Consider the following 13,696-nt stretch of genomic DNA (forward strand, 5'->3'; position numbering starts at 1 on the left):
AACCGGGATAAGAAACAATCCCGGTATTATATTACAATTTTTCCTTTAATTTCTTATTTTTATTTTCATAAAAAGTGATGGTGAATCTTGCCCCCCCCAAACGGGCAGAACGGTCGACAGAAATTTTACCATTCGACTGCTCGATAATTGCTCTAGCAATGGCTAAGCCGAGACCTGTTTCACCGCTTTTACCTTTAATGAAGCGATGGAAAATATGTGGGATGAGCTCCTCATCTACCCCTTCCCCATCATCTTCAATGGTGATGATCGTCTTTTTAGCCTCTGTGTATGCATGGACAAATATCTGACTTTCTGCATGGCGGATTCCATTTAATACAATATTAGAAAGGGCACGCAACAATTTCTCTTCATCCGCATACAAAGTGATGTTATCCTCTACTTTTTTCTCGAGTGTTATATTACTTTCATTCAACAAAGGGATGACTCGATCAATGACTGAATCAATCATGACATTCCCCGAGAGTTTTACAGGTTCGTATGCTTTCTCAGTATCAAGCTTGGCCAATAAGATCATTTCATTGATGATGACCTTCAACCGCTTTACTTCTTCCACCATCGTCTCGAGACCTTTATCCCTATCTTCTCCTTCAAAGATTCCATCTTTAATCCCCTCGGCATAACCCTGGATCGACATGAGGGGTGTTTTCAGCTCGTGACTCGCATTTTGGAAAAATACTTGCTGTGACTTCATATAACGCTGTAATTCCTTCGCCATTTCATAAACGCTTTGTTCCACTTCTTTTATTTCCCCAGTTGCTTTTATCCTCTCCATATCATCAAATTGACGCTTTTCGATCTTTTTCAATTGGTGTTGCAATAATGTCAGTGGCGTAACTAGTTTGTTCGTTAAATAATAACTGAGCCAAATGGCAAGTAATGCACCGATAAGGAATATCAAAAAGAGCCTGGAGAAGAAGTTTTGCTGTACCGCATGTAAGTCAGTCATTGGAGTAAGCAGAACCAACTCAATACCGAGTATATCTGGGCTGAAGAGAATCCGGGAGGTTACGAAACGATCACTCCCTAACTGCCACATCGTTTCTTTTGGATTTGCAAAGTTATTCTCTTTAATAAACCCTGCAACCACCGCATTCGACATAGTCGAGAATAATACCTTATCTTGGTGACGATCATAAAGGATCAATTGGAGCTCTTGTTCATTCAAAAATTGGTTGAAATCCTGGATATCTCTTGAAGTTCCATATTGTTCGGTCAAGAAACTGACAAGAAGTTCACCCGTTTCCTCCAATTGCCTTCGCTCATCCTGTACAAGTATTTCTAAAATCAATGAATAAATTAAGTAACCTGTCACTGTTAAAACAACGAGCAGAAGGCCAGTAAATGCCAATGTTAGTTGTGATCTTAGTTTCATCTTTACTCCTCATCTTTTCGTAAACGATAACCAAATCCCCATACCGTTTCAAGAGGGATATCGGGCAATTTCTTCCGGATACGCTTCACTAGATCATCGACTGCCCGATCACTTCCAAAATAATCGTTGCCCCAAATATTTAAAAGCAACTCCTCTCGGGAAAATGCCCGATTTGGGTTTTGGGCAAGCAACAGAAGCATATCGTATTCTTTCGTAGTCACTTCAAATTCTTCACCTTTCCAGAAAATACGCCGTTCATCGAGATAAATCAGAAGTTCTCCAACCTTCATCCGTTCGAGGTTTTGCTGCTTAGTTTGTCTTTGTGGTACCGTCCTTTTAAACAATCTCTTTACCCGAGCGACAAGTTCTCTAGGACTAAAAGGTTTTGTTAAATAATCATCTCCACCTAATTCAAGACCGAGGATTTTATCGATTTCATCATCTTTTGCTGAGATAATGATAATTGGCACTTCACTTTCCGCCCGAATCCGTTTACAGAATTCATATCCATCCATACCCGGCAACATAATATCAAGAATCCACATATCCGGCGGGTTGTTTTCCCAAACTTCCCAGCCTTCTTCACCTGAAGCAACAACCGTCACTTCATAACCTTCTTTTTCTAAATAAGCCCGTACGATATTTTGGATATTTTTATCATCTTCAACTAATCCAATTTTGTAGCCCATGCCTGTCACCTTTTTCTTCATGATACTTAATTCCATTTTTACATAGAAAGTACGAAGATTACACTAAAAAGTTTCAAAAAGACGATTCTCCACATTTTTTCCACATTTACTCCAAACCTATTCCTTTTCTCATGGGTAGAATAAGAAATGTAAGGAAGTGACTCTCAATTAGTTGATACCTTCTTCCTTATAACTTCCCCCTTAATTAGTTATTCAGGAAGGTAAGATGCAAATTTCATCCCATTTGTTTTTACCTTCTAGGAGTTGCTGCTGTAAAAATTTCTTTTCAGCAGCTCCTCTGTTTTTTTCTTATACTTTTTGAATTCTATCGATATAATAATGAAGTGAAAGGGTGAATGACATGGATTTTGATGATAAGAAAAAAGAGCAAGAGCAATCATATGAACGCGAGGACGAACCATCTTCCTCAAATGCACCAGATGACCAAGAAGAGTTTGATACCTTCCAACCTCATTCTTCGGAACCTTCCACTACATCATCTCCTAATGAAACTGGTCAAGAAACACGAGAAAAACGGAAAAAATGGCATGGAATTAGCGCTGTCGTCGGTGGATTAATTGGCGGAGTGGTCGCAGCCATTATCGTTGCTCTGATTTTTGTAAATGTCGGAGGAGCTGATGGACAGGATCAAACATCTTCTAAAGAAGATACTAATGTCGCTCCAGAAATCGTGGAAACATTAGCCACTGAAGATGCCGAGGTTTCTACGAACATAGAGGAAGTATCAAGTGCTGTTGTTGGTGTGGTCAATATGCAGCAAAGAAGTATTTGGGAAGGAAATGAAGAAGCAGGTACCGGATCAGGTATCATTTATAAAAAGGAAAATGGAAAAGCATATGTTGTAACAAACCAGCATGTTGTAAACGGGGCTGAGCATGTCGAAGTCGTTCTTGATGACGAAGAGAGACTACCAGCGACTGTGCTAGGGCAAGACGCATTAACCGACTTGGCAGTTCTCGAAATTGATGGAGAAACCATCGATACAGTTGCTCAAATCGGCTCCTCATCAGACCTTGTTGTTGGCGAAACGGTACTAGCTATTGGAAATCCGCTTGGACTTGAATTTGCCAACACGATTACAAAGGGAATCATCAGTGGATTGAACCGTTCTGTGCCTGTTGATACGAACCAAGATGGTCAACCTGATTGGGTGACCGAAGTGTTGCAAACAGATGCTGCGATTAACCCAGGTAATAGTGGCGGGGCTTTAGTCAATGCAGAAGGTGAAGTCATCGGTATCAATTCCATGAAAATCGCCAAAAACTCTGTAGAAGGAATTGGTTTCGCGATTCCTGTTGACACAGCACTGCCAATTATGGAGCAACTAGAAACAGAAGGTGAAGTCACCCGACCATTAATCGGCATCAGTACTGCTGCTTTATACCAAGTACCGCCGCAATACCGCTATGAAATCAATCTTCCAGAAGATGTGGAAGGCGGAATGGTCATCGCTCATGTTGAGCCTCGCACTCCAGCTGATCGGGCAGGACTGCAACAGTTTGACGTCATTACGAAAATAAATGGTCAACCAGTAACATCGATTTTAGAACTACGGAAGTATCTATATTCGGAAACAACTGTTGGTGATGAAATCGAAGTAGAATATATTCGAGATGGAAAAGTGGAGACGACTAAACTGATTCTTGAAGAGATTAATCAAGATGATGCAGCATAAAATGAGACCGCCTATTATTTGGGCGGTCTTTTTGTTTATTCAGGTTTTTGATTACGATATAGATTTAATGTATTTTCATCGTAATTACCACTTTCATCTGCAGCAATGTAATTCTCAATATCTTCAGGCCCTGTCGTATTTTCATCACTATTTGGATACATTTCATTGTAGCTTTCATGATCATCATATAAATCAGACGGACCATCTGAAGATCCATAGCGGCTCACATCTTGCCATGCATCCTCCCTGTCATAAGCTACATTTTCGTCATTTTGGTCTTCCTCTGGATGGAAATTGGCAGCCATCACTTCTTCTTCAACCGGCCGCTCCCTAGTGAATGTTTGCTTACTTGCGTGTTCGATACAGCGATCCGCGGTTGGAACTGCAAGTAGCCTTTCATAAGGGATATCTTCTCCACAAGTGACACAAATTCCATAAGAGCCTTCCTCAATGGAGTGAAGCGCTTCATTAATGTCTTCCAATTCTTTTTCAGCGTGTTCATTTAATGCGAAGTCCTTACTACGCTCAAATAATTCCGTCCCTTGATCCCCCGGGTGATTATCATAGTTAGAAAGCTCTCCACTTACTTCTTGCGCAAATTCAAACTTCATACCAAATTGGTCCTTTAACTGGTGGATAAGTTCTTTTTCTCTACTTTCCAATTGGTCTTTCATACGTGATAATTGCTTTTTAGTCAGCATACGGAAAACTCCCATCTTTATGAAGATATAAAGGAACTGTATTCGATGGTGAATCATGAAAGCCAGGGTCTTTTTATTGTGAATGAATAAGATGATCGACGCGGGATAATCTTGTTGAAGGTTGACATGTTCTTATACCTTAATGATTGGAAGAGGAATGTTTTTTGCTATAATAAAGCTACATATACTTTGTGTAAAAACAGAAGAATGATGCGGGAGTTCAGGTGACCAAATGATGGAAAGGGGAAGAATAATGGGATTAAGTACATCGGCAAAAATTGGTTTTGTTGGCACTGGAGTCATGGGGAAAAGTATGGCTTTAAATTTAATGAATGCGGGTTATCCAGTTTACGTTTATACCCGGACGAAAGAAAAAGCAGAAGACCTGCTGACACAAGGGGCAACTTGGATTGAAACGGTAAAAGAGCTTTCTCAGCATGTTGATGTTGTTATTACGATGGTTGGGTATCCAAGTGACGTCGAAGAAGTTTATTTTGGAGAAAATGGCATTTTAGAAAATGCAAAAGAGGGCTCATACGTCATTGATATGACCACATCCAAACCCTCTTTAGCAGTTAAGATTTATGAACAAGCTAAAGCAAGAAATATCCATGCTTTAGACGCTCCAGTTTCAGGTGGAGATATCGGAGCGAAGACAGGCAAACTTGCTATTATGGTTGGTGGTGATGGCAGTGCATTTGAGGAAGTTTTACCGATTTTTCAATCGATGGGAGAAAATATCATCCATCAAGGGAATGCAGGAGCGGGACAACACACGAAACTCGCCAACCAAATCACTATCGCATCTAACATGATCGGGGTAGTCGAAGCAATTGTGTATGCTAAAAAAGCAGGTTTAGATCCCGAACGAGTTCTAGACAGTATAAGTAGAGGTGCTGCGGCAAGCTTTTCCTTGTCCCAACTAGGACCACGTATGTTGAAAGGTGATTTCGCACCAGGATTTTATGTGAAGCATTTTATCAAAGATATGACCATTGCATTAGAATCAGCAGAAGAAATGGGAATGTCCACACCTGGACTTGCTCTGTCATTGAAACTTTACAAAGAATTGGCCGAAAACGGAGAAGCGGACAGCGGAACACAAGCATTAATCAAATTATTTCAATAGGATTTACGTGGTCAATCAGTAATTCAGGTTGACCACTTTTTTATCCCATTTCGAGTAAATTAACTTTTATCCCGCTTTTCGACTTCCTCTTGGACAATAAATGCCAAGTCATTATTTCCAAATAGTTGAAGAACTTGGAGAAGAGTTGCATCAGAAATGACATCCGATTCTTCCTTCGACACCGTACTTTCTTTCATCTCTTCTATTAGCGCATTAGAAGGTTGTTCAGGGTAAGCTCTACCGTACAGTTCTTGTGGATCAAGATCATGATTTACACACCATTGGCAAAATATGAGAATCATCATTCTTTCATCATTTTGATAATTTTCAATGATTCTCTTTTCTACTTCCTTTTTATCCATAATTTCACCTGCTTCCGAATTTAAAAAAGCTTACCTCCAATGGAAGTAAGCTTAAGAATTTTTTAATTATAGACGAACTACGTTAGCAGCTTGTGGTCCACGGTTTCCTTCGACGATTTCGAATTCAACTTCTTGACCTTCTTCTAAAGTTTTGAATCCGTCAGCTTGAATTGCTGAGAAGTGTACGAATACGTCATCTCCGTCTTCACGCTCGATGAAACCAAAACCTTTTTCTGCATTAAACCATTTTACTTTACCAGTCATTTAAATGACCTCCTTTTTCAATATCGTGCAAAGTGATTGAATCTTTAATACTTTTACACATCTTGAAAAAGAGTCGTAAAGTATTATTCTAATTCCAATTCCCATTTGCACCTTAAACTTTACCTTGAAGTGAGAAAAAATGCAAGCTTTTCTTAATTTTTTTCTCAACTTTTTCTAAGTATTTTATTCTTAACCACTTTCAAATGTGAATATACATAAAAACTTAAATTTATTTGGAGGCTATTTTTGTAATCGCTGTCAGAGAATGGGGACGAGTACGATACTATAGACCGAATGCGAGGAGTAAGCAGTAATTCGGGCGGGTTTGAGAGCCGATAAGCGACCGAACGCGAGCTGTAATCAGTTGCTCGGGAGGTAATAGCACCGATGAGCGACCGAATGCGAGAAATAAGCAGGAGTTCGGGCAGTTAGAGTACCTATCAGTGACCGAATCCGAGAAGTAAGCAGGAGTTTGGGCGCTTAGAGCGCCAATGAGCGACTAAATAAGAATAGTAAGCAGTTGTTCGGGTGTTTAGAGCTAATAAACTTAAGGTAATATGGTTATTTCCCAAACAAAAAGAAGCCGCACTAATTCAAGTACGGCTTCCCATTTTAATCATTAAGCATGCTGTTCTTCTGCTTCAAGTGCACGAAGACGTTCAGCAACTTCTTCTTCGGTTAGATTATGCTCTTTTACATATAGATTACGTGGAGTCACTCGACATTCATGAGAGCATCCACGGAGATATTTATGTTCATTTTCCTCAGAACAAAGCATTTGACGGTTACATTCTGGATTTGCACAGTTGACATATCGTTCACAAGGCTCTCCATCAAAGTAGTCTTTACCAACAATGACATGTTCTTTCTGATTTACTGGAACAGAGATTCTTTCATCAAACACATACATTTTTCCGTCCCAAAGATCACCTTGGACTTCAGGGTCTTTTCCATAGACGGCAATACCACCATGAAGTTGTGCTACATCTTCAAATCCTTCTCTAACTAACCAGCCAGAGAATTTTTCACAACGGATTCCGCCAGTACAGTAAGTTAAAATCTTCTTACCTTCAAACATTTCACGGTTTTCGCGTACCCAGTCTGGCAGCTCACGGAATGTTTCAATATCTGGACGGATTGCTCCACGGAAATGGCCAAGATCATATTCATAATCATTACGAGCATCTAGAATGACAACATCATCCCGTTGCATCGCTTCATACCATTCCTTAGGCTCGAGGTATTTCCCAGTAATTTCATGCGGGTTAATATCGTCCTCAAGGCGAAGTGTAACCAATTCTTTACGTGGACGAACATGCATTTTCTTAAAGGCATGACCATCATGTTCATCAATCTTGAACACCATGTCTGCGAATCTTTCGTCCGCATGCATTGTATCCATATATTTTTGTGTTTGTTCAACAGTACCGGATACCGTTCCGTTGATACCTTCTTCAGCGACTAAAATCCGGCCTTTCAAGCCAAGCTCCTTACAAAACTTCAAATGATCAGCTGCGAAAGTTTCCGGGTCTTCGATGTGTACATAATTGTAGTACAATAAAACTTGGTACTTTTCATTCTCCATAGTGATTTACCACCTATCATTTATATTTGCAAGATACAAATGTTGGGGTTTTTATTAATTTATCTCTTGCATAACGAGTATTATAACAAAAATCGTACAAATTATAAAGTGGACAAAAAAAGTCACTCTTTTCAATTAAAAGAACCAGTACTCTTACAAAGTACCGGTCCTTACCTCCATTATAAAGCCAACTCTTTCCTAACCTGCTCTCTTAAAGCCATTTTTAAAAATTTCCCTACGGATGTTTTAGGGATTTCTTCCATAAATATCACTTCGTCCGGCAACCACCATTTGGCAAATTGAGGTTCTAAAAACTCCAGTAAATCATCTTTTGTAACTCTACCTTTATCCGCATCTTTTAATACTACACAAGCCACCGGACGCTCTTGCCATTTTGGATGCGGGACAGAAACTACTGCCGCTTCAAATACAGATGGATGTGCCATCAATGCGTTTTCCAAATCAACAGAGGAAATCCACTCTCCACCGCTTTTAATCAAATCTTTTGTCCGGTCAACTATTTTCACATAACCTTCTTCATCTATTGTCACAACATCACCGGTATGGAGCCAACCATCTACAAAAACATCTTTACTGCGTTCATCTTTATAATAGGAATCCGCAATCCACGGTCCACGGACAAGTAGTTCACCCATGTCTTTTCCATCGGCTTTTGCTTCCCCTTGATCGTTAATCACTTTAATCTCCAGACCTGGAACTACTCTACCCTGTGTGGAGCGCAATTCCAATTTTTCTTCGTACGGAAGATCTCCTTGATAACTCTTCAGATTGGCAGCTGTAACAATCGGGGAAGTCTCTGTCATCCCATACGCATGGATGAATGGAATTCCGTGTGTTTCTTCAAAAGTCCGAATCATGCCTTTCGGAGCCGCTGATCCACCGCATAAAACAGCCCGAAGACTGTTAAGATTGTATTTACCGGATTCCAATTCTTTTAGTAGTCCTAACCAAATAGTAGGTACACCAGCTGTAATGGTTACTTTATGTTCTTCAATCAATTCTGCAAGTATTTGAGGTGTCGGTGCTGGTCCAGGTAAAACTTGTGTGGACCCAAGCCATGTAGCTGCGAAAGGTATACCCCAAGCATTCGCATGAAACATTGGCACAACAGGCATTGTAACATCCTGCTCGGAAAGGCCAGCAGTATCAGCAAGGGCAAGTGCTATACTATGGAGATAGAGGCCACGATGTGAATATAAAACCCCTTTAGGTTTCCCAGTTGTCGCAGAGGTGTAGCATAAACCTGCTGGATCATCTTCTGAAAGGTCCTCACGAAATGAAAAGGATTCATCACCATTAGCAAGCAATTCCTCATAGGAGTACAGCGGCGCAAGTCCAGAATCCGGAAGCTCTTCATCGTCTGTCATCACAATAAATGCCTCCACTGTCTTGATTTCATCTTTTATTCCTTCAATCAATGGAAGCAAATCGACATCGATCAATAAAACCTTATCTTCAGCATGGTTTATAATGTGAATCAAATGTTCCCTTGAAAGCCGTAAATTAATGGTGTGTAAAATCGCCCCGATACTTGGTATGGCAAAATAAGCTTCCAGATGACGGTGGTGGTTCCAAGCAATTGTTCCTACTCGGTCCCCTTTCTCCACACCTAAGCGATCGAGAACACTGGCAAGTGACCTTGTCCGTCGCACATACTCATCATAAGTAAGTGTTTGCGTCCGCTTCTGTGTACGGGAGATGATTTGTTTCTTTGGGAAGAACTTTTCAGTGTGCTGGATCATGAGAGGAAAAGTTAACTGGGTATTCATCATTTCGCATTTCTCCTTTCAAAATATGAATTCAAGCAATTTGTAAGCCCTTACATATTACACTTAATCTTTATTCTAAATATTCTGTGTAAATTGTCAAGCTGGTATTTTAAATTTATGTCGCTCTATGTTTTGACAGAGGATTATGGGCTTGCTATGCTTTTTTTAAGGAGGTTTGATATCAATGAGCGTCTATGAATATCAAGCGAAAACAATTAATGGAGAAGAAAAATCCCTTGCCGATTTCGAAGGCAAAGTATTATTGATTGTTAATACAGCGAGTGAGTGTGGGTTCACACCCCAATTCAAAGGCTTGCAAGAACTATATAAGGAAATTGTCAATGAAAAATTTGAAATATTAGGTTTCCCTTGCAACCAATTCGGTGGACAAGATCCTGGTTCGGATGAAGAAATCAGTTCGTTTTGCTCGGCAAACTATGGAGTTTCCTTCCCGATGTTCAGCAAAGTCGATGTAAAAGGAGAAAATGCCCATCCTTTATTCAAATATTTAACATCGGAACAAAAAGGGATTTTAACCGAAGATATCAAATGGAACTTCACTAAATTCCTTGTCGACAAAAATGGTAAAGTAGTGGACCGTTTTTCCCCACAAAAAGAACCTGCAAAGTTGAAAAAGGATATTGAGTTATTAATTAACGCGTAGGCATCGTTTTGCGATAAGTGAGCAAACTCCACTGATTTATAAAAGTAAAAACAAATAAAACTACCTCCCTGCAAAACAGAGAGGTAGTTTAGTTTATTCCGCTTCAAACGAGCTTTCTAAAGCTGAATCCCGTTCATGTCGCTCGATTGCCAATTGAATCAACTGGTCAATAAGGTCACTGTAGGAGATTCCGCTATGTTCCCATAATTTCGGATACATACTGATTTTTGTAAATCCAGGTATCGTATTAATTTCATTAATAATGATTTCATCGGCTTCCGTTAAGAAAACATCCACTCTTGCCATACCTTCACAGTTCAATGCTTGGAAGGCTTGAATTGCAACATCTTGGATTTCCTTCACTTGTTTTTCATTTAATTCGGCTGGGATTTGTAATGTCGCCCCATGCTCGTCAATATATTTCGCTTCATAAGAGTAGAAGTCATTTACCGCAATAATTTCACCAGGTATAGAAGCTTTCGGATACTCATTCCCTAAAATGGAACATTCAATTTCTCTTCCACGAATTGCTTCCTCAATAAGGATTTTGTGGTCATATTTAAACGCTTCGGTAACTGCTGCATTAAATTCTTCCTTCGACTCTACTTTACTCACTCCAACAGAAGAACCTTGATTCGCAGGTTTAATGAATAAAGGCAGACCTAAGCTTTTTTCTATGTCTTCAAAAGAAATATTTTCTCTTGTAGCTCTTGTGAATGTATAAGAATCGGCAACTTTCAATCCGGCTACCCGTAGTAGGCGTTTTGCAATATCTTTATCCATGCTCACCGCTGATCCTAATACGCTAGATCCAACGAATGGAATCTCAGCTACTCTTAACATCCCTTGAATGCTTCCGTCCTCACCCAACGTTCCGTGTAGAATTGGAAAAATGACATCCAATTCACCAAGTGCTGATTTTCCATCTGTCTTCACTAACTTGTTCTGGGTCTCTCCTGGAACAAAAGCAACTCCTTCATTTGTTTTATTAAGAGCAATAAGTTTCGGATCTTCAGCATTTAGAAGGAAATGTGAGGAGTCATGCATATGCCATTTCCCTTCTTTATCAATCCCAATTAATAACACTTCATATTTGTCTTTATCAATGGCTTCCAATACGTTTTTTGCAGATTGTAATGAAACTTCATGCTCAGCAGATTTCCCGCCAAATATCAGGCCAACTCTTTTTTTCATATTCTTTCCTCCAAAAAATTAGTCCACTAGCCTATGTTTATTCTAAAACTTTGTTAGACGTGCATATAGCAAAATATAATTATACTTTTTATATTTTATCACTGAGTAGCGTGTCTTACAAAGATAATATGAAAAGAGTGCTCCAAACAGAATAGACTCTGATTGGACCACTCTTTAACGGTCGTTTTCGCTTTTGCTATGTCTTGCTAAAGCACGCAGGGACTGCCTGAACTTCATGCGCTTCCGGTCGATAAGTCAACATCGACTCAAGTTAAAGGTTGCCCGACTAAAACCGGGCTAAAGCCCAACGCCGGATACCCCTAAAGGGGCATGTTTCCTTTATCTTCCTGCATCGCATTCCAGTTCAGACGTCCCTAAACGCGTCCTTTCGCTTTTCTTATGTCTAGCTCAAACGACCAGGGACTGTTCAAACTTCCTGCGCCTCCAATCGATAAGTCAACATCGGCTCGTACCTCGCTGTGTTTCCTTTATCTGTGAAGTAGGGGAAGTTCGATTAAGTACGCCCCATCCCGGGGCAACATCGAACCACCCCACGTCCTGTGGGGCGCAGTTTGACCGTCCCTAAACGGTCGTTTTCACTTTTCTTTTAATAAGCTTTTGCCCAAAGGACTAGTTCTTTAGCTGGTTTGCCGCAGCAGACGCAGCTGTCGGATAGTTTTTCTTGTTCGAATGGGATACAGCGGGAGGTTGCCGTTGTGTCTTCTTTGATTTTCTCTTCACATTCCAAGTCACCACACCACATTGCTTTTAAGAATCCACCTTTAGTTTCAAGTACTTCAGTAAATTCTTCCATCGTAGTGACAGATGTCGTCATCTCATTACGATGTTGTAATGCTTTATTGTAAAGATTTTGTTGAACTTCTTCAAGCAGCTCAGGCAAACGTTTTTCAAGATCTGCAAGGGCGACAAATTCTTTTTCACCTGTATCGCGGCGAGCTAGTACCACCTGGTTCTTCTCGATATCTTTTGGCCCTAATTCAATACGAACTGGAATTCCTTTCATCTCGTATTCATTAAATTTCCAACCAGGCATTTTATCATTTGCGTCAATATCTACACGAACGATATTTTTCAGTTGATCACGCAGCTCATAAGCTTTATCGAGCACCCCTTCTTTATGTTGCGCAATCGGGATGATCATCGCTTGTGTTGGTGCAATTCTCGGTGGAACTACTAATCCACGATTATCTCCATGTACCATGATCAATGCCCCCATGATTCTAGTGGACAATCCCCAAGAAGTTTGGTGGACAAATTGACTCTTTCCGTCTTTATCTAAATACGTAATATCGAATGCTTCGGCAAATCCGGAACCAAAATGGTGACTTGTTCCCGATTGTAAAGCTTTACCGTCATGCATCAACGCTTCAATTGTCAGTGTGTAGTTCGCACCAGCAAACTTTTCCTTTTCTGTTTTCTTTCCTTTATATACAGGAATTGCCAAATAGTTTTCTGCTAAGTCAGCATATACATCAAGCATTTTAGCTGTTTCAGCTGCAGCTTCCTCATCTGTTGCGTGTGCTGTATGTCCTTCTTGCCAGTGGAATTCGGATGAACGTAAGAATGGACGAGTTGTCTTTTCCCAACGTACAACGTTTGCCCATTGGTTATAAAGCTTAGGCAGGTCACGGTAGGAGTGAATATGTTTCGAATAGTACTCACAGAACAACACTTCAGATGTAGGTCTTACCGCAATCCGCTCTTCAAGTTCATTATCTCCACCATGTGTTACCCAAGCAACTTCAGGAGCAAAGCCTTCCACGTGATCCGCCTCTTTTTGCAATAGGCTTTCAGGTATGAAAATTGGAAACTGGACGTTGGAGTGACCAGTATCTTTAATCATTTTGTTCAATTCATCTTTAATATTTTCCCAAATTGCATATCCGTAAGGACGAATGATCATCGTACCTTTTACTTGTCCATAATCTACAAGTTCTGCTTGCTTAACGACATCTGTATACCATTGGGCAAAATCGTCTTCCATAGCTGTAACTTTTTCTACGAAATTTTTATTTTTCTTAGCCAAGTAAAACACCTCTTTATAGTTAAATTTATTTTTACAATAAAAAAAGACCCCTAAATATGAAAAAGGGACCTTTGCGTGGTGGTACCACCCTTGTTTGCACTCAAAAAGCATGCACACTTCATTAGATAACGGCTTTCGAACCGCGCACATCTTATAGACCAGAATGATCCTTTCGATGGCGA

12 protein-coding genes and 1 other annotated feature (1 of these 13 cut by a window edge) are annotated in these 13,696 nt (G+C 40.1%); of the genes, 3 read left to right on the forward strand and 9 right to left on the reverse strand.

All coding sequences use genetic code 11. The features are described 5' to 3' along the window. Window positions 1–31: 31 nt before the first annotated feature. Both M3210_RS09300 and M3210_RS09305 read right to left on the reverse strand, forming a co-directional pair. Window positions 32–1,393 carry a sensor histidine kinase gene (locus M3210_RS09300; protein WP_251513684.1) on the reverse strand — a complete coding sequence of 454 codons (1,362 nt, stop codon included), beginning with the start codon at window positions 1,391–1,393 and terminating at the stop codon, window positions 32–34. A gap of 2 nt (window positions 1,394–1,395) precedes the next feature. After that, entirely contained in the window at window positions 1,396–2,082 is a 687-nt protein-coding gene (locus M3210_RS09305; RefSeq protein WP_251513897.1) for a response regulator transcription factor, read from the reverse strand. A 361-nt stretch (window positions 2,083–2,443) separates the two neighbouring features. Between M3210_RS09305 and M3210_RS09310 the strand changes: the two genes are divergently transcribed. Beyond that, window positions 2,444–3,778, forward strand: a complete 1,335-nt coding sequence (locus tag M3210_RS09310; RefSeq protein ID WP_251513687.1) for a S1C family serine protease — start codon at window positions 2,444–2,446, stop codon at window positions 3,776–3,778. Between the two features lie 35 nt (window positions 3,779–3,813). Here M3210_RS09310 and M3210_RS09315 read toward each other — a convergent pair whose 3' ends face one another. Then, on the reverse strand, window positions 3,814–4,479 hold the full coding sequence (locus M3210_RS09315; RefSeq protein WP_251513690.1) for a TraR/DksA C4-type zinc finger protein: 666 nt from the start codon (window positions 4,477–4,479) through the stop codon (window positions 3,814–3,816). A gap of 253 nt (window positions 4,480–4,732) precedes the next feature. Between M3210_RS09315 and M3210_RS09320 the strand changes: the two genes are divergently transcribed. Beyond that, window positions 4,733–5,608: an NAD(P)-dependent oxidoreductase gene (locus M3210_RS09320; RefSeq protein ID WP_251513692.1), complete on the forward strand. Its 876-nt coding sequence runs from the start codon at window positions 4,733–4,735 to the stop codon at window positions 5,606–5,608. A 59-nt stretch (window positions 5,609–5,667) separates the two neighbouring features. Here the strand turns inward: M3210_RS09320 and yxiS are convergent, their stop codons facing one another. The 4 genes from yxiS to M3210_RS09340 all read right to left on the reverse strand — a co-directional run bounded on the left by yxiS (window position 5,668) and on the right by M3210_RS09340 (window position 9,612). Beyond that, window positions 5,668–5,970, reverse strand: a complete 303-nt coding sequence (gene yxiS, locus M3210_RS09325; protein WP_251513698.1) for a protein YxiS — start codon at window positions 5,968–5,970, stop codon at window positions 5,668–5,670. A 66-nt stretch (window positions 5,971–6,036) separates the two neighbouring features. Beyond that, window positions 6,037–6,234, reverse strand: a complete 198-nt coding sequence (gene cspD / locus M3210_RS09330) for a cold-shock protein CspD (RefSeq protein WP_251513702.1) — start codon at window positions 6,232–6,234, stop codon at window positions 6,037–6,039. 619 nt (window positions 6,235–6,853) lie between these two features. Next, window positions 6,854–7,819 (reverse strand): oxygen-dependent tRNA uridine(34) hydroxylase TrhO, encoded by a 966-nt coding sequence (gene trhO, locus M3210_RS09335; protein WP_251513704.1) that lies wholly within the window; start codon window positions 7,817–7,819, stop codon window positions 6,854–6,856. Window positions 7,820–7,998: 179 nt separating this feature from the next. Then, entirely contained in the window at window positions 7,999–9,612 is a 1,614-nt protein-coding gene (locus M3210_RS09340; protein WP_251513706.1) for a long-chain fatty acid--CoA ligase, read from the reverse strand. Window positions 9,613–9,793: 181 nt separating this feature from the next. On the opposite strand from M3210_RS09340, the gene M3210_RS09345 reads away from it, so the two are divergent. Next, window positions 9,794–10,273 carry a glutathione peroxidase gene (locus M3210_RS09345; protein ID WP_251513709.1) on the forward strand — a complete coding sequence of 160 codons (480 nt, stop codon included), beginning with the start codon at window positions 9,794–9,796 and terminating at the stop codon, window positions 10,271–10,273. A gap of 93 nt (window positions 10,274–10,366) precedes the next feature. Here M3210_RS09345 and ddlA read toward each other — a convergent pair whose 3' ends face one another. Next, entirely contained in the window at window positions 10,367–11,467 is a 1,101-nt protein-coding gene (gene ddlA / locus M3210_RS09350) for a D-alanine--D-alanine ligase (protein ID WP_251513711.1), read from the reverse strand. 607 nt (window positions 11,468–12,074) lie between these two features. After that, on the reverse strand, window positions 12,075–13,514 hold the full coding sequence (proS, locus tag M3210_RS09355) for a proline--tRNA ligase (RefSeq protein WP_251513713.1): 1,440 nt from the start codon (window positions 13,512–13,514) through the stop codon (window positions 12,075–12,077). 60 nt (window positions 13,515–13,574) lie between these two features. Further along, window positions 13,575–13,696: a binding site (T-box leader), on the reverse strand; it runs 103 nt beyond the window's last position.

The sequence above is a fragment of the Oceanobacillus luteolus genome, assembly GCF_023715655.1.
Taxonomy (GTDB): Bacteria; Bacillota; Bacilli; order Bacillales; family Amphibacillaceae; genus Oceanobacillus; species Oceanobacillus luteolus.

What these genes read in the sequence shown, in the direction of transcription:
- M3210_RS09300 (WP_251513684.1), bottom strand. Translation starts at nt 1,393, where the DNA reads ATGAAACTAAGATCACAACTAACATTGGCATTTACTGGCCTTCTGCTC.
- M3210_RS09305 (WP_251513897.1), bottom strand. Translation starts at nt 2,082, where the DNA reads ATGGGCTACAAAATTGGATTAGTTGAAGATGATAAAAATATCCAAAAT.
- M3210_RS09310 (WP_251513687.1), top strand. Translation starts at nt 2,444, where the DNA reads ATGGATTTTGATGATAAGAAAAAAGAGCAAGAGCAATCATATGAACGC.
- M3210_RS09315 (WP_251513690.1), bottom strand. Translation starts at nt 4,479, where the DNA reads ATGCTGACTAAAAAGCAATTATCACGTATGAAAGACCAATTGGAAAGT.
- M3210_RS09320 (WP_251513692.1), top strand. Translation starts at nt 4,733, where the DNA reads ATGGGATTAAGTACATCGGCAAAAATTGGTTTTGTTGGCACTGGAGTC.
- yxiS (WP_251513698.1), bottom strand. Translation starts at nt 5,970, where the DNA reads ATGGATAAAAAGGAAGTAGAAAAGAGAATCATTGAAAATTATCAAAAT.
- cspD (WP_251513702.1), bottom strand. Translation starts at nt 6,234, where the DNA reads ATGACTGGTAAAGTAAAATGGTTTAATGCAGAAAAAGGTTTTGGTTTC.
- trhO (WP_251513704.1), bottom strand. Translation starts at nt 7,819, where the DNA reads ATGGAGAATGAAAAGTACCAAGTTTTATTGTACTACAATTATGTACAC.
- M3210_RS09340 (WP_251513706.1), bottom strand. Translation starts at nt 9,612, where the DNA reads ATGATGAATACCCAGTTAACTTTTCCTCTCATGATCCAGCACACTGAA.
- M3210_RS09345 (WP_251513709.1), top strand. Translation starts at nt 9,794, where the DNA reads ATGAGCGTCTATGAATATCAAGCGAAAACAATTAATGGAGAAGAAAAA.
- ddlA (WP_251513711.1), bottom strand. Translation starts at nt 11,467, where the DNA reads ATGAAAAAAAGAGTTGGCCTGATATTTGGCGGGAAATCTGCTGAGCAT.